The sequence below is a fragment of the Roseateles sp. So40a genome, assembly GCF_048081605.1.
In the GTDB taxonomy this organism is placed as follows: Bacteria; Pseudomonadota; Gammaproteobacteria; order Burkholderiales; family Burkholderiaceae_C; genus Roseateles.
Map to the genome: position 1 here is coordinate 3,074,530 of NZ_CP182288.1, position 19,730 is coordinate 3,094,259.

18 protein-coding genes and 2 tRNA genes are annotated in these 19,730 nt (G+C 67.8%); 6 read left to right on the top strand and 14 right to left on the bottom strand.

The genetic code is table 11. The features are described from left to right. A complete protein-coding gene (locus ACNI65_RS13965) occupies positions 1–1,128 on the bottom strand; it encodes an NAD(P)/FAD-dependent oxidoreductase (protein ID WP_416757353.1) in 1,128 nt (375 codons plus the stop codon). Between the two features lie 69 nt (positions 1,129–1,197). Next, complete coding sequence (locus ACNI65_RS13970) at positions 1,198–2,046, bottom strand: DUF4743 domain-containing protein (RefSeq protein WP_416757354.1); 849 nt, start codon at positions 2,044–2,046, stop codon at positions 1,198–1,200. Between the two features lie 126 nt (positions 2,047–2,172). Here ACNI65_RS13970 and ACNI65_RS13975 point away from each other — a divergent pair, with 126 nt between their 5' ends. Further along, a complete protein-coding gene (locus tag ACNI65_RS13975) occupies positions 2,173–2,691 on the top strand; it encodes a coiled-coil domain-containing protein (RefSeq protein WP_416757356.1) in 519 nt (172 codons plus the stop codon). Positions 2,692–2,741: 50 nt separating this feature from the next. Here ACNI65_RS13975 and ACNI65_RS13980 read toward each other — a convergent pair. The 6 genes from ACNI65_RS13980 to ACNI65_RS14005 form a co-directional block, all read right to left on the bottom strand. After that, a tRNA-Val gene (locus tag ACNI65_RS13980) sits at positions 2,742–2,816 on the bottom strand. 47 nt (positions 2,817–2,863) lie between these two features. Then, a tRNA-Val gene (locus ACNI65_RS13985) sits at positions 2,864–2,938 on the bottom strand. Between the two features lie 135 nt (positions 2,939–3,073). After that, entirely contained in the window at positions 3,074–3,817 is a 744-nt protein-coding gene (gene dnaQ / locus ACNI65_RS13990; protein ID WP_416757357.1) for a DNA polymerase III subunit epsilon, read from the bottom strand. A gap of 44 nt (positions 3,818–3,861) precedes the next feature. Next, on the bottom strand, positions 3,862–4,698 hold the full coding sequence (gene lgt / locus ACNI65_RS13995; RefSeq protein WP_416757358.1) for a prolipoprotein diacylglyceryl transferase: 837 nt from the start codon (positions 4,696–4,698) through the stop codon (positions 3,862–3,864). A gap of 110 nt (positions 4,699–4,808) precedes the next feature. Beyond that, entirely contained in the window at positions 4,809–5,858 is a 1,050-nt protein-coding gene (locus ACNI65_RS14000; RefSeq protein WP_416757359.1) for a hypothetical protein, read from the bottom strand. A gap of 14 nt (positions 5,859–5,872) precedes the next feature. Then, the gene (locus ACNI65_RS14005) at positions 5,873–6,853 is read right to left on the bottom strand and encodes a LysR family transcriptional regulator (protein WP_416757360.1); all 981 of its coding nucleotides are present in this window, start codon (positions 6,851–6,853) and stop codon (positions 5,873–5,875) included. A gap of 103 nt (positions 6,854–6,956) precedes the next feature. Between ACNI65_RS14005 and ilvD the strand changes: the two genes are divergently transcribed. Next, positions 6,957–8,678: a dihydroxy-acid dehydratase gene (gene ilvD / locus ACNI65_RS14010; RefSeq protein ID WP_416757361.1), complete on the top strand. Its 1,722-nt coding sequence runs from the start codon at positions 6,957–6,959 to the stop codon at positions 8,676–8,678. Between the two features lie 117 nt (positions 8,679–8,795). On the opposite strand, the gene ACNI65_RS14015 is transcribed toward ilvD, so the two are convergent. Further along, complete coding sequence (locus ACNI65_RS14015) at positions 8,796–9,044, bottom strand: TIGR04438 family Trp-rich protein (protein ID WP_416757362.1); 249 nt, start codon at positions 9,042–9,044, stop codon at positions 8,796–8,798. Between the two features lie 151 nt (positions 9,045–9,195). On the opposite strand from ACNI65_RS14015, the gene ACNI65_RS14020 reads away from it, so the two are divergent. Then, entirely contained in the window at positions 9,196–9,504 is a 309-nt protein-coding gene (locus ACNI65_RS14020) for a c-type cytochrome (protein ID WP_416757363.1), read from the top strand. A gap of 122 nt (positions 9,505–9,626) precedes the next feature. Here the strand turns inward: ACNI65_RS14020 and ACNI65_RS14025 are convergent, their stop codons facing one another. Beyond that, positions 9,627–10,154: a helix-turn-helix transcriptional regulator gene (locus ACNI65_RS14025; RefSeq protein WP_416757365.1), complete on the bottom strand. Its 528-nt coding sequence runs from the start codon at positions 10,152–10,154 to the stop codon at positions 9,627–9,629. Positions 10,155–10,483: 329 nt separating this feature from the next. Next, positions 10,484–12,442, bottom strand: coding sequence for an acetate--CoA ligase (gene acs, locus ACNI65_RS14030; protein WP_416757367.1), 1,959 nt, complete (start codon positions 12,440–12,442; stop codon positions 10,484–10,486). Positions 12,443–12,658: 216 nt separating this feature from the next. Between acs and ACNI65_RS14035 the strand changes: the two genes are divergently transcribed. Continuing rightward, positions 12,659–13,252 (top strand): TIGR00645 family protein, encoded by a 594-nt coding sequence (locus ACNI65_RS14035; protein ID WP_416757369.1) that lies wholly within the window; start codon positions 12,659–12,661, stop codon positions 13,250–13,252. Positions 13,253–13,352: 100 nt separating this feature from the next. Here ACNI65_RS14035 and nhaA read toward each other — a convergent pair whose 3' ends face one another. Further along, positions 13,353–14,516 carry a Na+/H+ antiporter NhaA gene (nhaA, locus tag ACNI65_RS14040; protein ID WP_416757371.1) on the bottom strand — a complete coding sequence of 388 codons (1,164 nt, stop codon included), beginning with the start codon at positions 14,514–14,516 and terminating at the stop codon, positions 13,353–13,355. Positions 14,517–14,779: 263 nt separating this feature from the next. Here nhaA and ACNI65_RS14045 point away from each other — a divergent pair, with 263 nt between their 5' ends. Both ACNI65_RS14045 and ACNI65_RS14050 read left to right on the top strand, forming a co-directional pair. After that, positions 14,780–15,031, top strand: coding sequence for a hypothetical protein (locus tag ACNI65_RS14045; RefSeq protein ID WP_416757373.1), 252 nt, complete (start codon positions 14,780–14,782; stop codon positions 15,029–15,031). 128 nt (positions 15,032–15,159) lie between these two features. After that, positions 15,160–16,701 carry a fumarate hydratase gene (locus ACNI65_RS14050; RefSeq protein ID WP_416757374.1) on the top strand — a complete coding sequence of 514 codons (1,542 nt, stop codon included), beginning with the start codon at positions 15,160–15,162 and terminating at the stop codon, positions 16,699–16,701. A 61-nt stretch (positions 16,702–16,762) separates the two neighbouring features. Here the strand turns inward: ACNI65_RS14050 and fliD are convergent, their stop codons facing one another. Continuing rightward, positions 16,763–18,181, bottom strand: coding sequence for a flagellar filament capping protein FliD (gene fliD, locus ACNI65_RS14055; protein WP_416757376.1), 1,419 nt, complete (start codon positions 18,179–18,181; stop codon positions 16,763–16,765). Between the two features lie 97 nt (positions 18,182–18,278). Further along, entirely contained in the window at positions 18,279–19,640 is a 1,362-nt protein-coding gene (locus ACNI65_RS14060) for a mechanosensitive ion channel family protein (protein WP_416757378.1), read from the bottom strand. Between the last annotated feature and the right edge of the window lie 90 nt (positions 19,641–19,730).

Here is a 19,730-nt window from a genome sequence, read left to right on the forward strand (position 1 = left end):
TCAGCCCAGCCGCTCGAGCACCTCCTCGGCGATCGCCAGCGCGCTGGTCAGGCCCGGGGACTCGATGCCCATCAGGTTCACGAGTCCCGGCACGCCGTGCTGCGCGGGGCCATCGATGCGGAAATCGGGCGCGGGCTCGTCCGGCGCATGGATCTTGGGGCGCACGCCGCTGTAGGCGGGTTGCAGCGCCCCGTCGGGCAGCTCGGGCCAGTAGCGGCGCACGTCGTCATAGAAGACGTCGGCGCGCGCGGGATCGACGGTGTAGTCGATGTCCTCGGGCCGCGCGACGTCCAGCCACTGCGCATCGGGACCGAAACGCGCCTGACCGCCGAGGTCCAGCGTCAGGTGCACGCCCAGCCAGGCATCCTGCGGGAGCGGGTACACGAGCCGCGAGAACGGCGCCCGTCCTTGCAGCGCGAAATAGCAGCCCTTGCTGAACCGCGCGACGGGAGGTGCCGGCAGGCCCTCGATCGCCGCGGCGACCTGCGGCGCATGCAGGCCCGCGGCATTGACGACGACGCGCGCGGCGATCGACAGGTCCGCGGTGTGGACGTGATGCAGCGGCACCACCGAGTCCGTCGCCATCACCGAGTTCACCGAGGTCACCGATGTCACCACCGCGCCGAACGCCACCGCGCCGCCGTGTCGCTCCAGATCGCCCTGCAGCGCGAGCATCAGCCCGTGGCTGTCGACGATGCCGGTGGACGGCGAGAGCAACGCGGCCTCGCACCGCAGCGCGGGCTCCAACGCGATGGCCTCCTCGCGCGTCAGCCATCGCAGGTCGTCGACACCGTTGGCGGCGGCCTTGGCCTGCAGCGCGCGCAAGCCCGGGAGTTGCTCCGGCGAGGTCGCCACGACCAGCTTGCCGCAGCGCCGATGCTCGACCCCGTGCGACGCGCAGAACGCGTAGAGCAGCTGCTTGCCGCGCACGCACAACCGCGCCTTGAGCGAGCCGGCCGGGTAGTACAGCCCGGCATGGATCACCTCGCTGTTGCGCGAGCTGATCCCGGTGCCGATCGCGTGTTCGCGCTCGAGCACCAGTGTCTCCAGACCGCGCATCGCCAGCGCCCGGCCCACCGCGAGGCCGACCACGCCGGCCCCGATCACCACCGCATCGACTTGATCCATGCGGCCGATTGTGCCGAGCACGTCCGGCATGGCCGTACGCGGAACCCGCAGCGCGAGCGTCCCGGGCGATCAGGCCCGCAGGTCGGCCAACGCCTGCGCGTGCAGCAGGCCGAAGGCGCTGACGGCGGCGGCATCCACGCTGAACTCGCCCGCGGCGAGGCACTGGGCAAGCGTCTCCAGGTCCAGCGTGAGGAACTCGCTGACCTCGCCGTCGCCATTGCGCGGCGCGAAGCCCGCAGGCAGCTGCAGGCTGTAGACATGGAGGATCTCGTCATGCAGGCCCTCGGGCTCCATGCGCGTGCTGCGCAGGGCGCCACGCGGCTGCACCGCGGCGCTGAGCGCCATCGGCACGCCGGCTTCCTCGAGCAGCTCGCGCCGCGCGCAGTGAACGAGATCCTCGTCGGCGGTCAGGCCGCCGGCCGCGAGGTTGTCGAGCTTGCCGGGATCGGTCGCCTTGGACAGGGCGCGGCGTCCGCAGATCAGCCGCGCGCCGGGCAGCAAGCCGTTGACGTGCACCGCGCGGCTCATCAGGCCGAAGAAGCGGAACGCGGACCGCTCCAGGCGGAAGAGCACGTCGCCGCGCGCGGTGGCGGGATCTTCGACGGGATGCTCGCAGGCGTAGCGCTCGCCGCGCCAGCCGGTGATCGCGCCCCGCTCGCGCAAGGCCAGGGCGACCTGACCGACGCGTTCGGAACGCGCGTCGACGTCCCAGGACATCGCGTCCCAGCACAACGCGCCGTCGCGCATCGCGAGTTCGGGCCAGACCTCGGCCAGCACCGCCGCGCGCATCGGATGGATGCGACCGAGAGTCAGGTCTCCCAGCCGCAACGGCAACAGCCCGTCGGGCACGGGCTGCCGCGCCTGTTGCAGGCAGCGCGGCATCACCGCGACCAGCGAGGAAGGGAGCAAGGTGCGCATCGAGGCATTCTCTCCGGGCCTCCCCCAAGAATGACTGGAATGTGCGAGAGACGTGACCCCGCGAACGCAGGATGATCGCGGCCTTGTTCAGAGAAGAACACGCCGTCTATACGAAGGAGCCGCTCGATGAAGCTCGCCTTGCACCACGCCTTCCGCCGGGTCGGCGCCACCGACCACGATGCCCGCATCGCCGCCGAGACCATCGACGGCGCCGTGGAGAAACGCATGACCGATCGCCAGACCCCTTACGCGAAGCTCAGCGACCTGCAGGTCGTGAGGACCGAGGTGATCGACCTGAAGTCGCAGTTTTCGTTGTGGCGAGGCGAGGTCAAGCAGGAGATCTCCGGCGTGCGCGGAGAGATCACTGTGTTGCGCGCGGAACTGAAGCAGGACATCGCGGCGGTGCGCTCGGAGTTGAAGCAGGACATCGCCTCGGTCCGCAGCGAGGTCACGCAAGTCCGCAGCGAGCTGAAACAAGACATTGCAGCCGTGCGAGGCGAGATGTCGTTGCTGCGAGGCGATGTCAAACAGGATCTCGCCAACACGAGGACGGAGCTGATCCGATGGATGGTTGGTGGCCAGTTGGCGACCGTGACGCTGGTGGCGTCGCTGCTGTTCGGGATGTTGAAGTACCTGCATCCCTGAAGCTCTCCGACAAGAAAAAACCCCGGCAGCTTGCGCTGTCGGGGTTGTTCTGGTGGGCGGTGCAGGGTTCGAACCTGCGACCCCTGCCGTGTGAAGGCAGTGCTCTACCGCTGAGCTAACCGCCCGGTATTCAGACCGGGTCACCGGATGCGGCGAATCATCAACAAGACTTTGGTGGGCGGTGCAGGGTTCGAACCTGCGACCCCTGCCGTGTGAAGGCAGTGCTCTACCGCTGAGCTAACCGCCCGGTCTTGTCGTCCTCGACCGCCGCTTTCGCTGCCGCCGGGGATGTCCGGGAAAGACAAAGATTATGCCATGAGTTTTTGACCTCACTCAAGAACTCTTTGAAGAATCCTTCGAGCGAGACGCGCCAGCGCCGGATTCAGGCCGTCGCTGCCGCGGTGGCGGCGGCGGGCTCCGCGCTCTGCCAGATGCGCTTGCCGCCGCTGGCCTTGTCGAGCTCCGCCAGCACCTTGTCGTGCAGCGCGAGTTCCTCGTCGCTCGCTGCGATCACCGGCAGCGCGAAAGCGCTGAAGTCGATGGCCGCGACCTCGAGGTCCCCGCCCTGCCCCGGCGTCGCCGTCGCGCTGTCGTCGATGACCAGCGAGTCCTGACCCCGCGTCAGCCGGATGTAGACCTCGGCCAGCAGCTCCGCGTCCTTCACCGCGCCGTGCAGGCCGCGGTTGCTGTTGTCGACTTCCAGACGCCGGCACAACGCGTCCAGCGAGTTCGCCTTGCCCGGGAACATGTCCCGCGCCATCAGCAGCGTGTCGCGCACGTTGTCCACGCACTCGTGCAGCGGCGCGCGACCGCAACGCTTGAGCTCGGCGTTGATGAAGCCGACGTCGAACGCCGCGTTGTGCGCGATCAGCTCGGCGTCGCGGATGAACTCGAGGAATTCGTCGACGATCTGCGCGAACTTGGGTTTGTCCGACAGGAACTCGGCGCTCAGCCCGTGGACGCGGAACGCCTCCTCGGGCATGTCGCGTTCAGGGTTCAGGTAGAAGTGCAGATGCCGCCCCGTCAGCTGACGGTTCACCATCTCCACCAGGCCGATGTCGACGACGCGGTCGCCCTGCTCGGGGTTCAGGCCGGTGGTCTCGGTATCGAAGAAGATCTGACGCATGAAGGGTCTCTTGAGGTCTCGCCCGGAATCAGCGGAGCGCGGGATCAGCGGCCCGCGGTCGCGGCCTGCAGGCGCGCCGCGCGGCGGTAGGCCCAGATCATCATGAGCACGCCGCCGATGATCATCGGCACGCTCAGCCATTGGCCCTGGCTCAGGTGCAGCGGCTGGTCGTCGAGCTTGAGGAAGCTGTCGGGTTCGCGGAAGTACTCGGCGACGAAACGCGCCACGCCGTAGCCCACCAGGAACAGGCCCGACACCGCCGCCATCGGCCGCGGCTTGCGCGCGAACAGCCACAGCACGATGAACAGCAGCAGGCCCTCGCCGAGGAACTGGTACAGCTGGGAGGGATGGCGCGGCGTCATGACAGCGTCGTGCGCCTGCGGGAACACCATCGCCCAGGGCAGGCCCGGATCGGCCGGACGGCCCCACAGCTCGCCGTTGATGAAGTTGCCCATGCGGCCCGCGGCCAGTCCGGTCGGCACGCAGGGCGCGACGATGTCGCCGACTTCCAGGAAGTGGAAGCCCCGGCGCCACGCGAAGAACGCCAACGCCACGAGCACGCCCAGCAGGCCGCCATGGAAGGACATGCCGCCCTGCCAGACCGCCAGGATCTCGCCCGGATGGCTGAGGTAGTACGCCGGCTTGTAGAAGAAGACGTAACCCAGCCGGCCGCCGAGCACCACCCCGAGCACGCCGTAGAACAGCAGGTCGTCGATGTCGCGGCGGGTCCAGCCGCGCGCCGCGTTCCAGGGCTTGGCGACCATGCGCGTGCCCAGCCACAGGAACAGCGCGAAGGCCGTCAGATACATCAACCCGTACCAGTGGATCGGCCAGCCGAAGACGGAGAAGGCCACCGGGTTGAAATTGGGATGCACCAGCATGGGAAGGGGTCTACTGCGCCGCGAAGGCGCGAATCATAAAGGCGCGGCGAGCCCGTGCCTTAAGGCGCCTTCCGCCGACGTCAGCCGACGTCAGCCGCCGTCAGCCGCCGTCAGCCGCCCAGGGCCGCCAGCTGCTTGCGGCAGTCCTCGGCGTCGCCGCCGCTGCCCCGCCGGTTGTCGACGCAGCGCTGCAGCGCGACGCGCGCGCCCGCCTTGTCGCCCTTGGCCGCCAACGCGCTGCCCAGTCGACGGTCCAGGCCCAGTTGCTCCGCGCCCAGCAGGCCGCGCGCGCGCTCGAACGACGCCACGGCCTTGTCATACTGGCCCAGTGCGTCATAGGCGCGTCCGAGGCCGTACGCGCCCATCGCCTGGTTCGGCTGGTTGCGCAGCAGTTCCTCGAACCACGGCACCGCACGCTCCTTCTGATCGCCGAAGAAGAGGTTGCGGCCGTAATCGCTCCACAACACGCGCAGCTCCAGCAGTAGTTCCGGTCGTTGCGTGCGCACCGCGCGCAGCGCCTTCTCCATCGCCGGCCAATCCTTCTTCGAAGCCGCCACGCGCGCGCGCATCAGGTTCAATTGCGCGGCGTCCTTGACATCCTGCTCCAGCGCGCGGGCCTTGGATTCACCGCCGCCGATGAAGCTGGGCAGCGCGAGGTAGTACTGCTGCAACGCGCTGCGCGGCTCGGGCGCCTCGGGCATCAGGGTCATCGCGCGCTGCGCCAGCTCGCTCACCCGGCCCAGCGACCCCAGCGCCTTGAGCTTGCTGCCGCCGCGCGCCTGCATCACCAGCGACAAGGCCAGCGCGTACTGGCAGGCGCCCTCGTTCGGCGAGCGCTGCACGCACTGCTCCAGCCGCTGGATGTTCTGCTTGAGCACCGCGCCGTCCGCGAGGTCCAGCTGCGACAGCGCCAGCGCGGCCACGGCCTGAGGATCGTCGGCATCGGCCTTCACGCGCTGCGCGGCCAGCTTCTCGAGGTCATCGGCGCGGCCCGCGTCGAGCAGCGCCTGCAGCTCGGCGTCCTTGAAGACGGCGGCCTGGGCGGGCGTGGCGAAGGCCACGCTCATCACCATCGAGAATCCGGTGATCACGCAGATCGCCCCGACCAGGCGGCGCCATCCGGTCAGGCGATCAGACTTCTTCGTGCGGGGAACTTTCACGGGCAAACGTCCTTTCATCGGCGCATGGTGGCAGAACTCGGCGGCGCCTGCACGACCGACGCCGCCGCCGAACCTGCCGTCGCCGCGATCTGCGACCGCACATGGTCCACGAATCGCCGCACGACCGGCGGCGCGTCGGCGCGCCAGATGAGGCTGGTGTCGCAGGCCGGCACATCGACGCCAGGCCAGGGGCGGTAGCGCACGCCGGGCCGCTGCAGCGCGCAGACCGATCGCGGCACCCACGCCACGCCCATGCCGGCGGACACCAGGTTCACGATGGTCTGCATCTGGATGGCCTCCTGGGCGATCTGCGGCGTCGCCCCATGCGCGCGATAGAAACCCAGCAACGCGTCGAACAGCGAGGGCGCGATCTCGCGAGGAAACACCACCAGCGGCTGGCGCAACACGTCCGCCAAGGCCGCTTCGCCTGCGCCCGTCCGTCCCGGATCGCCGCTTTCGTCGAGCGCCCAGTCCTGCGCGTGCGCCAGCACCAGCGGCTCGGTGGAGACGATCAGGCGCTCGAACCCGGGCGGCTCCGCGCCCGGCGCGTGGATCACGAAGCCCGCATCCAGCTCGCCCGACTCGAACCCGCGCAGCTGCACGTCCAGCGTCGCCTCGCGCAAGGCCAACTGCACACCGGGCATCGATTCCCGGAACAGGCGCAGCCAGCGCGGCATGTCGCCATAACCGACCGTCGACACGAAGCCCAGGTTCAGCCGGCCCGCCTCGCCGCTGGCCGCGGCGCGCACCCGCGCGGGCACCTGTTCGGCCTGCTCCAGCAGGCGCGCGCCGGCCTCCACCAGCGCCTGTCCGGCCGCCGTCAGCGCGACGACCCGCCGGCCGCGTTCCAGCAGCGGCACCCCGAGTTGCGCCTCGAGCTTCTGCACGGCCAGGCTCAGCGGCGGCTGCGTCATGTGCAGGCGCTCGGCGGCGCGGCCAAAGTGCAGTTCCTCGGCCAGCACCAGGAACTGGCGCAGCGGACGGAGCTCGATCATCGATACATCCGGTGAATCAAAACGCTGTCAACTATATATTGGACCCGCCAAAACGCGCGGCGCATACTGGCGCGCTCCAAGCATTGCCCGCCAGGACGCTCCCATGACCGCCAAGCCCACCGACGCCACCAACGCCCCGCACGACGACGCCCCGAATCGCCGCTCGAGGAACATCACCGAGGGCGTCGCGCGCGCGCCCAACCGCTCGATGTATTACGGCATGGGCTACCAGGAGAGTGATTTCGGCAAGCCGATGATCGGCGTGGCCAACGGCCACTCGACGATCACGCCCTGCAACTCCGGCCTGCAGAAACTCGCCGACGCCGCCGTCATCGGCCTGAAGGCGGCCGGCGCGAACGCGCAGCTCTTCGGTACGCCGACGATCTCCGACGGCATGGCCATGGGCACCGAGGGCATGAAGTACTCGCTGGTCTCGCGCGAGGTGATCTCCGACTGCGTCGAGACCTGCGTCGGCGGCCAGTGGCTGGACGGCGTGATGGTCATCGGCGGCTGCGACAAGAACATGCCCGGCGGCATGATGGGCATGCTGCGCGCCAACGTGCCGGCCATCTACATCTACGGCGGCACGATCAAGCCCGGTCACTACAAGGGCCAGGATCTCAACATCGTCAGCGTCTTCGAGGCGGTGGGCCAGTTCAGCGCCGGCAAGATGAGCGAGGAGGACTTCTGCCAGATCGAGAAACGCGCCATCCCCGGCAGCGGCTCGTGCGGCGGCATGTACACGGCCAACACGATGAGCTCGGCGTTCGAGGCGCTGGGCATGTCGCTGCCCTACTCGTCGAGCATGTCCAACGTCGAGGACGAGGTCGTCGAGAACACCAAGCGCGCCGCTGAATACCTGGTCCAGGCGGTCAAGGCCGACCTCAAGCCGCGCGACATCGTCACGAAGCAGGCGATCGAGAACGCGGTTGCGGTGATCATGGCCACGGGCGGATCGACCAACGCGGTGCTGCACTTCCTGGCGATCGCGCACGCGGCCGAGGTGGACTGGACCATCGACGACTTCGAACGCATGCGCACGAAGATCCCCGTGCTGTGCGACCTCAAGCCCAGCGGCCGCTTCCTGGCCGTGGACCTGCACAAGGCCGGCGGCATTCCGGCCGTCATGAAGCAGCTGCTCAAGGCCGGGCTCCTGCACGGTGACTGCATCACCATCACCGGCAAGACCGTGGCCGAGAACCTCGCCGATGTGCCCGAGCTGTCGCCCGAGCAGCAGGTCATCCGCGCGGTCGCGGATCCGATCTACGCGCAGGGCCACCTGGCGATCCTCAAGGGCAACCTGTCGCCCGAAGGCTGCGTGGCCAAGATCACCGGGCTGAAGAATCCCGTCATCACCGGCCCGGCACGCGTCTTCGATGACGAGCAGTCCGCGCTGGCCGCGATCATGGCCGGCCAGATCAAGGCCGGCGACGTGATGGTGCTGCGTTACCTCGGCCCCAAGGGTGGCCCGGGCATGCCGGAGATGCTGGCACCGACCGGCGCGCTGATCGGCCAGGGGCTGGGAGAGAGCGTCGGCCTGATCACCGATGGACGCTTCTCGGGCGGCACCTGGGGCATGGTGGTCGGCCACGTCGCGCCGGAAGCCTATGAAGGCGGCGCCATCGCGCTCGTCCACGAGGGCGACTCCATCACCATCGATGCGGTGCAGCTGCTGTTGCAGCTCAATGTCGAGGAGGCCGAGCTCGCCCGCCGCAAGGCCGACTGGGTCCAGCCCGCGCCGCGCTACACGCGCGGTGTGCTGGCCAAGTTCGCCCGGAACGCCTCCAGCGCCAGTTCCGGCGCGGTGCTCGACAAGTTCGAGTAAGGCGTTCGACTCGTTCAAGTCGCCCGAGTCTCGGGCGTCGCTCGACCAAGACCAACGGGGCCCGCGGGCCCCGTTGTCCATTCAGGCGAGAACGCGGTACCGCGCTTCAAGGGCGCATCAACGGCGCTTGCGCTGCTTGTCGCCCTGCCCGATCGCATCGACCGAACGCTGACGGCGCATCTCCTTGCGCTCGTCGAGTTTCTCCATTTCCTTGCGTTTGGTGTAGCCGCTCTTGTCGGCGAACTCCCACCACACGACGGCCGCGGCGAACGGCGACAGCACCCACCACCAGCTCAGATCCCCAAACGGGCCGATCTCGGCCAGCTTGAGCAAGATCAACAGCACCCCCGTCACGATCAACCACATCGTCTTTCTCCTCGTGCGCGCACCTGGCTGGCGCGACCCCCAACACTACAATCGCCCGGGTCCGGACGCCTCCGCGCCGCCCATCGCATGTCGCGATGTTGGTCCGTGGTGGGGCATGTCGATTGTTCCCGGCAGGACCTGAAAGGATGCCATGAAAAACGCCTTGTTCATCTCCGCGGCACTGCTCGCCGCGCTGTCCGCCCCCAGCGCGTTCGCCAACGAGCAGCTCGCCCAGAAGAAGAACTGCATGAGCTGCCACACGATCGACCAGAAGCGCGTCGGCCCGCCCTTCAAGGACGTCGCCGCCAAGTACGCCAAGGACAAGGACGCGGTGAAGAAGCTGTCCGAGAAGATCGTCAAGGGCGGGTCGGGCGTGTGGGGCCCGGTGCCCATGCCCCCGAACCAGGTCTCTCCGGCCGAGGCCGAACAGCTCGCCAAGTGGGTGCTGTCGGTCAAGTGACCGCCGGGGAAGTGACCACCGGGGATGGGCGCCCCTGACGCAGGCCCTTCGGGGCCTGCCCTGCTTCTGGCGCCAGCGCGTCTTGAATGCAGCGTCGGTCCGGGCGCCCGTCCACCCGAGGTTCAGGCCACGAGCTTGACCAGTTCCTCGTGCGCCAGCTCCGGCAGATGCCCGCGCTCCCGCGCGAGGTTGATGGACTTCGTCACCGTCGCGAGCTCCACCACCGCGTTGTCGATGCGGTAGCTGCCCCGCCCCTGCATCCAGCGCAGCACGTCCCACAAATGCCAGACCGAGGAGGCATTGCCTTCATGGATCGGCGACGGGAAGCTCATCGGGTGGGTCAGCATCAGCTTGCGCATGTTCTGGCGCGACACCCCCACCACCATCGCCACGTCGGTCAGACCGACCATGTCGGGTGCGGCCTCGATCAGCCTCGCGCCCGGCAGGGCCTCGCGCACCTCGCGCAACGCGCCGAGCAAGGCCGGCTCGGCCCGCTCCGCTCGCCTTCTGAAGTTCAGCATCACTCGCCCTCGCAGGCCCATCGCGACCTGCGCGTCACCGCATCCGGCCGCCGCCAGGCGCTGCATCAGGTGCACCTCCTCGCAGTCCTGGGGCGGCATCTGGTACTTGAGCGTGAACACATATTCCACAAACGTCTCCTTCTGGCTGGGCGTTCGCCGGACGGACCCTGTCGCCCGTGCCCGGTCTTGAACGCGATCCGCGCCCTGAGCGGGGCGCGGAATCGGGATTCTTCGCCGCGAGGCGCCCGAGCTCCACAACCCGCGCGAGTGTGAATCTCCCCCGGCTTCCCCCGTTGATGTCAGTCGACCCCTTCGATCCAGGATGGCGAAGCCTCGCGCGGTTTGCGACAGCGCAAGAAAAAGCCCCGCCAAGGCGGGGCTCAGAGGGTGTCGGCGGTATCAGACCCGTGGAACCGGCGACAACCGGCGGCTCACACGGCGGGGTACCGGGCCTTCGATCAATAGGCCTGGCCCAGCTGCTCGAGGATGGCCGGGTTCTCCAGCGTGGAGGTGTCCTGCGTGACGGTCTCGCCCTTGGCGACCGAGCGCAGCAGCCGGCGCATGATCTTGCCGCTGCGGGTCTTGGGCAGGTTGTCGCCGAAGCGGATGTCCTTGGGCTTGGCGATCGGACCGATCTCCTTGGCCACCCAGTCGCGCAGCTGCTTGGCGATGGCCTTGGCCTCGTCGCCGCTCGGACGCGGGCGCTTGAGCACGACAAACGCGCAGATGGCCTCGCCGGTGGTGTCGTCGGGACGGCCGACCACCGCCGCTTCGGCCACCAGCTCGGTGCAGCCCACCAGCGCGGACTCGATCTCCATCGTGCCCATGCGGTGGCCGGACACGTTCAGCACGTCGTCGATGCGGCCGGTGATCGTGAAGTAGCCGTTGTCCGCGTCGCGGATCGCGCCGTCGCCGGCCAGGTAGTAGCCCTTGAGCTCGGGCGGGTAGTAGCTCTTCTTGAAGCGCTCGGGATCGCCCCAGATCGTGCGGATCATCGACGGCCACGGCTTCTTCACGACCAGGATGCCGCCCTGTCCGTTGGGCACGTCATTGCCGGTCTCGTCGACGATGGCCGCGGTGATGCCGGGGAACGGCAGCGTGCAGGAGCCCGGCACCAGCGGCGTGGCGCCCGGCAACGGCGTGATCATGTGACCGCCAGTCTCCGTCTGCCAGAAGGTGTCGACGATCGGGCAGCGGCCGCCGCCCACATGCTGGTGGTACCACTCCCAGGCCGCGGGGTTGATGGGCTCGCCCACCGAGCCCAGCAGACGCAGCGACGTCAGGTCGTAGTTCTTCGGGTGGACGGTCTCGTTGGTCTCCGCCGCCTTGATCAGCGAGCGGATCGCCGTCGGCGCCGTGTAGAAGATCGTCACCTTGTGCTTCTGGATCATCTGCCAGAAGCGGCCGGCGTCGGGGAAGGTCGGGATGCCCTCGAAGACGATCTCCGTGCCGCCCAGTGCCAGCGGGCCGTAGGCGATGTAGGTGTGGCCGGTCACCCAGCCGATGTCGGCGGTACACCAGAAGATGTCGGAGTCCTTCAGGTCGAAGGTCCATTTCGTGGTGAGCGCCGCGTGCAGCAGATAACCGCCCGTGCTGTGCTGCACGCCCTTGGGCTTGCCCGTCGACCCCGACGTGTAGAGCAGGAACAGCGGGTGTTCGGCCTCGACCCACTCGGGCTCGCAGCTGGAGGACTGGCCCGCGACCGCGTCGTGCAGCCATTCGTCCCGGCCGTCGACCCAGGCGATCTGGCCGCCGGTGCGCTTGTAGACCAGGACGGACCGGATCGTCGGACAGCTGTTGCCGGCCAGCGCCTCGTCGACGATGGCCTTGAGCGGCAGGGACTTGCCGCCGCGCGCCTGTTCGTCGGCCGTCAGCACCATCACCGCGCCGGCGTCCTGCACGCGATCGCGCAGCGACTGCGCGGAGAAACCGCCGAACACCACCGAATGCGTCGCGCCGATGCGCGCGCAGGCCTGCATCGCCACCACGCCCTCGACCGACATCGGCATGTAGATGACGACGCGGTCGCCCTTCTTCACGCCGCGCGCCTTGAGCGCATTGGCCAGCTGCGCGGTCTTGGCCAGCAGCTCGGCATAGGTGACGCGGGTGACGCTGCCGTCGTCGGCCTCGAAGATGATCGCGACGCGGTCACCGCGGCCCGCCTCGACGTGACGGTCCAGGCAGTTGTAGGACACGTTGAGCCGGCCGTCCTCGAACCACTTGAAGAAGGGTGCGTCGGACTCGTTGAGCGTCTTCGTGAACGGCTGCTTCCAGCTCAGCAGCTCGCGCGCCTGGCGCGCCCAGAAGCCGGCGTAGTCGGTGTCGGCCTCCTGGCACAGCGCCTCGTAGGCGGCCATGCCGGACACATGCGCGCCCTGGACGGCGGATGCGGGGGGGTTGTAGATCTTGTCGCTCATGGCCTTTGTCTCCGTACAGGCAGGATCTTTCGAACTTGGAATCACGCTCGGGCGAACTCTGAGCGTTCACACTGACGATGTGCTTACTCTTGTAGAAGAGCTTCCGGCGAGCGGATGACATGCCCGTTCGGAAACCCGCCGGCATGCTCTCACTAAAATCGCCCGGTTTGGCGGTTACCGCCAGTTGCGACATTTCGACTCGAAGGACACCTCCCGATGACCGCTCCGAAGCCCCGGCTCAATCCGATGGCCTCCATCATGTTCGGCAGCCGCTGGCTCCAGTTGCCGCTGTACCTGGGCCTGATCGCGGCGCAGGCGGTGTATGTCTTCCAGTTCTGGACGGAGCTGGTGCATTTGGTCGAAGCCGCCTTCGGCAACAAGGAGGCGCTGGACCTGCTGATCCACAGCGTGGGCTACAAGGCCGACACCGACGTGCCCAAGCTCAACGAGACGATCATCATGCTGGCCGTGCTGGGCCTGATCGACGTGGTGATGATCTCCAACCTGTTGATCATGGTGATCGTGGGCGGCTACGAGACCTTCGTCTCTCGACTGCACCTGGAGGGCCACCCCGACCAGCCCGAGTGGCTGGACCACGTGAACGCCTCGGTGCTGAAGGTCAAGCTGGCGACGGCCATCATCGGCATCTCGTCGATCCACCTGCTCAAGACCTTCATCAACGTGCAGAACCTGACCGAGCAGACGTTGATGTGGCAGACGCTGATCCATCTGGCCTTCCTCGTGTCGGCGCTGGCGATCGCTGCGACGGACCGGCTGCTGTCGCATCACCACACCCCCAAGCAGCATTGACGCGGCGCCCGGCGCCAGTCTCATGAACGCATGAGCTCATGAACGACGAAGGGACCCTCGGGTCCCTTCTCTGCTTCTGGCGCCTTATGACGCGTACACCTCAGCGTGGCTTGCGCAGCAGGATCAGCGTGCCGGCGATGCCCGACAGGATCGATCCGCCGAGCACGCCCAGTTTCACGCGAGTTTCATAGTCCGGCCCCTGGCCCTCGAAAGCCAGCCCGCCGATGAACAGGCTCATCGTGAAGCCGATCCCGCACAGCACGCACACGCCGAAGAACTGGACCCAGTCCGCGCCGCCGGGTTTCTCGGCCAGCCCGGCGCGGATCATCAGCCAGGAACTGCCGAACACGCCGATCGCCTTGCCCAGCAGCAGTCCCAGCGCGATGCCCAGCGACACCGGGTGCAGCAGGTCGCCCGGGTGCAGGCCCAGCAGGGACACCCCGGCGTTGGAGAAAGCGAACATCGGCAGGATCAGGAAGGCCACCCACGGGTGCAGGCCGTGCTCGAGGTCCTCGGCCGGCGAATGGCCTCTGCCGTCGGTCGACGGGATGAAGAGCGCGGTGGCCACGCCGGCCAGCGTCGCATGGACGCCGGACTTCAGCACGCAGGTCCACATCACCAGGCCGACGACGAGGTACAGGTCCACGCGCGTGACCTTCGCGCGGTTCAGCGCGAACAGCACGAGCAGGCAGGCCCCCGCGGCGCCGAGCATCGCCAGCGACAGCTGGCTCGTGTAGAACAGCGCGATCACGACGATCGCGCCGAGGTCGTCGATGATGGCGACCGCCGTGAGGAACACCTTCAGCGAGGCCGGCACGCGGCTGCCCAGCAGCATGACGATGCCGATGGCGAAGGCGATGTCGGTCGCGGCGGGGATGGCCCAGCCGTGCAGCCCGATGGGATCCGCGTGGTTGATGCCCGCGTAGATCAGCGCCGGCACGGCCATGCCGCCGAACGCGGCGACGATGGGCAGCACCGCCTGCGAGCGCTGCGAGAGCTCGCCGCTGACGAACTCGCGCTTGATCTCCAGCCCGACGAGGAAGAAGAACACGGCCATCCACAGGTCGTTGACCCAGACCAGCAGCGGCTTGGCCAGCACGAGCCAGTCGCCGCCGATGCGGACCTCGCCCTCGATGCGGGTGAAGGCGACGTACAGATCGCGCCACGCGGAGTTGGACAGGATCAGCGCCGCCACCGCGGCGATGGCCAGCACGATGCCGCCCGCGGATTCGCTGGCGAAGAAGCGTTTGAGTCCTGGAGTCAAGAAAAGGTCCTTCCGAAATGGCGATGCACGCCGGGCCCGAGGAGGCGAAGGCGGCAGTAGAGCATTGCAAACGCGGGTCGTCGATGACTTGAGCAGGTCAGCGGCGGCCGTGAAGACCGCATCATCGCTGGTGCGCCGACCGTTCCCTCTGAAGAGGGAGTGTCGCGTTCTCCCCAAGGTGCCGTGAGGGCGGCGTTGCTAGGATCCCGCGCTTCACCACCCGTCCGGGGCAAGTATCCCGGACCTTCTAGGGAAGTCCCATCATGATCCGACTGTTGTTCGCCGCCGTTCCGCTGCTGGCCCTGGCCGCGTGTGCCAGCGATGGCGCGACCGCCACGACCCAGACCGCCGACGCCAACGGACAGAAGGTCACGTGCGAGCGCGAGGCCCGCACGGGCTCGATGCTGGGCAAGCGCGAGTGCGGTCCGGCGATGTCCGACGACGATCGCCGCCGCATCTCCAACGAGGTCGGCAACATGGTCAAGCCGCGCGGCACGACGGCGCCGGGGAGCTGATCCTTCCCCATTCCTTCCCCATTCCTTCCGCATTTGGTGCGGATGGCAGTCCGGATGCCGGACGCCGCGCGGGGGAAATCGGGGGCTGGAGGATAATCCGCCGCGTCCATGAGCCCCCGAGCACGACCATGACCACCACGATCCGCTACGCCGACCTCGTCGAAAGCGTCGCCGCCGCGCTGCAGTACATCAGCTACTACCACCCGGCCGACTACATCCAGCACCTGGCCCGCGCCTATGAGCGCGAACAGAGCCCGGCCGCCAAGGACGCCATCGCGCAGATCCTGACCAACTCGAAGATGTGCGCCGAAGGCCGCCGTCCGATCTGCCAGGACACCGGCATCGTCAACGTCTTCCTCAAGATCGGCATGGACGTGCGCTGGGGCGACTTCCCCGGCTCCATCCAGGACGCCGTCAACGAAGGCGTGCGCCGCGCCTACAACCACCCCGACAACAAGCTGCGCGCGTCCGTGCTCAGCGACCCGATCTTCGAGCGCAAGAACACCAAGGACAACACGCCCGCGGTGATCTTCATGGACGTCGTCCCCGGCAACACCGTCGACGTCATCGTCGCGGCCAAGGGCGGCGGCTCCGAGAACAAGAGCAAGGTCTACATGCTCAACCCCAGCGAGAACATCGTCGACTGGGTGCTGAAGACCGTCCCGACCATGGGCGCGGGCTGGTGCCCGCCGGGCATGCTGGGCATCGGCGTCGGCGGCACCGCCGAGAAGGCCGCCCTGCTCGCCAAGGAAGCCCTCATGGACGACATCGACATGTACGAGCTGCTCGAGCGCGGTCCCAAGGACAAGCTCGAGGAACTCCGCATCGAGCTCTATGAGAAGGTCAACGCGCTGGGCATCGGCGCGCAAGGCCTGGGCGGCCTGACCACCGTGCTCGACGTCAAGATCAAGACCTATCCGACGCACGCGGCCTCCAAGCCCATCGCGATGATCCCGAACTGCGCCGCCACGCGCCACGCGCACTTCGTGCTCGACGGCTCCGGCCCGAGCTACCTCACGCCCCCGAGCCTGGACCTGTGGCCTGACGTGCAATGGGCGCCGGACTACAACAAGAGCAAGCGCGTCGACCTGAACACGCTGACCAAGGACGAGGTCGCCAGCTGGAAGCCGGGCGACACGCTGCTGCTCAACGGCAAGATGCTCACGGGCCGCGACGCCGCGCACAAGCGCATCCAGGACATGCTGGCCAAGGGCGAATCGCTGCCGGTGGACTTCACCAACCGCGTCATCTACTACGTCGGCCCGGTCGACCCGGTGCGCGATGAGGTCGTCGGTCCCGCGGGCCCGACCACGGCCACGCGCATGGACAAGTTCACCGACATGATGCTGGAGAAGACCGGCCTGATCGCCATGATCGGCAAGGCCGAGCGCGGCCCGGTCGCGATCGAGTCCATCAAGAACCACAAGTCGGCCTACCTGATGGCCGTCGGCGGCTCGGCCTACCTCGTGTCCAAGGCGATCAAGCACGCCAAGGTCGTCGGCTTCGAGGACCTCGGCATGGAAGCGATCTACGAGTTCGACGTGGTCGACATGCCGGTGACGGTCGCGGTGGACGCCGGCGGCACCAGCGCGCACATCACCGGCCCGGCAGAGTGGCAACAGCGCATCGCCTCGGGCAAGCCCGTCAAGATCCCGGTCGCGGCGGGCTGATCGCCCCCTCGCGAGCGATGGACTGGCCACCTTCGGGTGGCCTTTTTCTTGCGCGGGCGCCTCAGCCGACCATCTTCGACAGCTTGTCCACCAGCCCCTGCTTCTGGCCCAGTCCCGACATCGAGGTATCGAGCGCGGTGTACTGGCGCCGCAAGCGCTTCTCGTAGCTGGCGACGCGGTCCTCCAGCGCCTCGACCCGCTTGCCGTTGGACTTCAGGTTGTCCTGCAGCCCCTTGGTCCGGGTCGTCAGCGCGCCGTCCATGCCCAGGATCTGGTCCGTCATCGTGCGCAGCTTCACCGCGATGCCGCTGTTGTCGGGGTGATCCTTGTCGATGCCCATGAACAGCTGCTTCATGTCCGCGCGCTGCGCCAGCGCCTTCGTGAACTTGCTGTCGTTGATGGTGATCGCGCCGTTCACCCCCATCGTCAAGCCGATGTCAGGCAGGTGCGCGAACGCGCCCGGCAGCGTCGTGCCCGCGGACACCGCGCCGCGCAGCCGGCTGGTCAGGCTCACCGCGGTGCTGTCGCCCTGCAGGGCGGCCGCGGTCTTGTTCTCCGCGTCGTACTTCGTGTTGTCGCGCAACAGTCCGATCGCGGCGTTGTAGGCCGTCACGAACTCGGTGATCACCTTCTTCAGCGCCTCCTTGTCCTGGCTCGCCGTGACTGTCGCCGCGCCCGCCTTCTGCAAGGTGAAGGTCACGCCGTCGATGGCCGAGTCGATGGTGTTGGTGGCCGAGGTGATCGCCAGTCCGTTCACCGTCAGCTTGGCGTTGGCCGCGCGCAGGTCCTCGGTCATCCGCGAGGGCTGACCCGGTCCCCCGAAAGACAGGTCCGCCAGCGAAGGCTGCCCCTGTCCGGGGGAGGTCGGCGGGTTGGTCGTGATCCGGAAGCCGTTCTCCGCACCGGTCTCCCGCGAGCGGATCACCAGCCGCGAACCGCTGACGTCATTGACCAGCGAGGCCACCACGCCCCCGCCGGCGGCATTGATCCGGTCGCGGACATCCTCCAGCGAGTCGCGTGGAGGCTCGATCGTGATGGACTTCGGCGAGCTGCCCGCCTTGGAGGTGAAGCTCGACCGGTCGGCGCTCCATTCGCCGAGCTCCAGCGTCAGCGAACCGCCGCCGAGCTTGTCGCCCTTGGCGAACATCGGGCTCGACAGGCTCTGCGACGCCGCGAGCCGCTCGACGTTCATCGCGTAGCTGCCCTCGGCCGCCCCGCTGCCGCCGGTCACGCCGACGACGGTCGCATCGGACGAAGTCGCCGTCACGCCCTGCCAGGTGTCAGGTTTGGTGAGCTTGGCCGCCGCGTCGCGCAAGGCGCTGAGCGAGGCCTGCACCTTGCCGAACACCGAGATCTTGGTCTTGATCTTGTCGCTGGCGGCGTTGAGGTTGTCGATGGGCGTGCGCTCCACCGACACCAGCTTCTGGACGATGGCCTCGACATTGAGGTTGCTGCCCAGTCCTGCTGAACTGATTCCCATGGAATCCTCCCTGGTCCATGCGCCTGTAGGCGGCGCTGTTTATGCCAGGAAGGTTAAGCAAGTTTGCTGGTTCGTGAAGCGATCAGGTATGCGGGATTCACGCCCCTGTTTGGTGCCTCGGTGAATCGGTGGACATCACGGCCACTGGCAGCGCGGCATCTCCGGCCGTGCGCAGCACGCGCTGCGGGAACGGGATGTCGATCTCCAGGCGGTTGAGCAGGCGCAGGATCGCCAGGTTCACGTCGGAGCGCACCCCGCCCTGCCCGTTGTGCGGGTCCGAGATCCAGAAGCCGACCGTCAGCTCCAGGCCGTCGGCGGCGAAGTTGCTCAGCGACACCGACGGCGCCGGCTCGGACAGCACGCGCGGCACCCGCTTGATCTCCTCGATCAGCTGCGGGAACAGCGCGTCGACGTCGGTGCCGTAGGCCACCTGCACGACCGTCGTCACGATGACCTGCGGATCCGCGAGCGACAGGTTCTCCACGCGCGTCGTGATCAGCGACTCGTTGGGCACGATCGCCTCGCGGCCGTTCAGCGCGCGGATCACCGTGTAGCGGGTCTTGATGTCGCTGATTCGGCCCTCGAAGTTGTCGACCTTGACCATGTCGCCGATACGCAGCGAGCGCTCGGCCAGGATCATGAAGCCCGAGACGTAGTTGGCCGCGATCTTCTGCAAGCCGAAGCCCAGACCCACGCCCACCGCGCCGCCCAGCCACGACAGCGCGCTCAGGTTCAGGCCCACCATGTTCAGCGCCACCATCGCGCCGATCACCAGCAGCGCGGTACGCGTCAGGTTGACCGCGATCTTGCGCATGGACAGGTCCATCACCGCCTTGCCGCGCAGCAGCCGCGACTCGATCGCCGAGGACAGCCACAGCACCACGAGCATCACCGCGCCGACCTGCAGCACGCCCACCAGCAGGTCATAGACCGTCGTGTAGTGGTTGCCGTTCTTGGGCAGGAAGGTGAGCTGGTAGTCGTCGAGCTCATCGATGATGATGGGCAGCACGCCCACGATCCACAGGATCGATCCCAGCCACGCGACCCACGACACGCTGCGCTCCAGCAGCTTGATGCCCAGCGAATCGGGCATCGTCGCGCGCAGCACGCGCGCCACCAGCCGGATCACGACCAGCGACAGCAGCACCGGGATCACCACGCGGAACAGCGCCACGGGCTCGCCCAGCAGCGGCATCAGGCGACGCGCGCCCAGCGCCAGCAGCAACGCGATCACCGGGAACAGCACGCCGTCGAAGACGCGATGTCCCATCAGCACCGAGTGGTGGCCCGGCGCGGGCCGCACGTGCTTGCCGATGCGATGCACGATCAGCCACGACAGCGCCAGGCAGGCCAGCACCAGGCCGACCTCGATCAAGGCCTGCGGTCGCGCCAGCATCGTCAGCAGCGACTCGAGTTCGCGCAGGCTCAGGGTGTGGTTCAGGGGAGTGGTGGTACCCAAGATGGAACTCAAGAAGGAAAACAATTCGGGGGCCGGCCGCGGCCGGATCAATCAGTCCAGGAGGCGGCTGGGTGGCCGCGACCCTCGTGC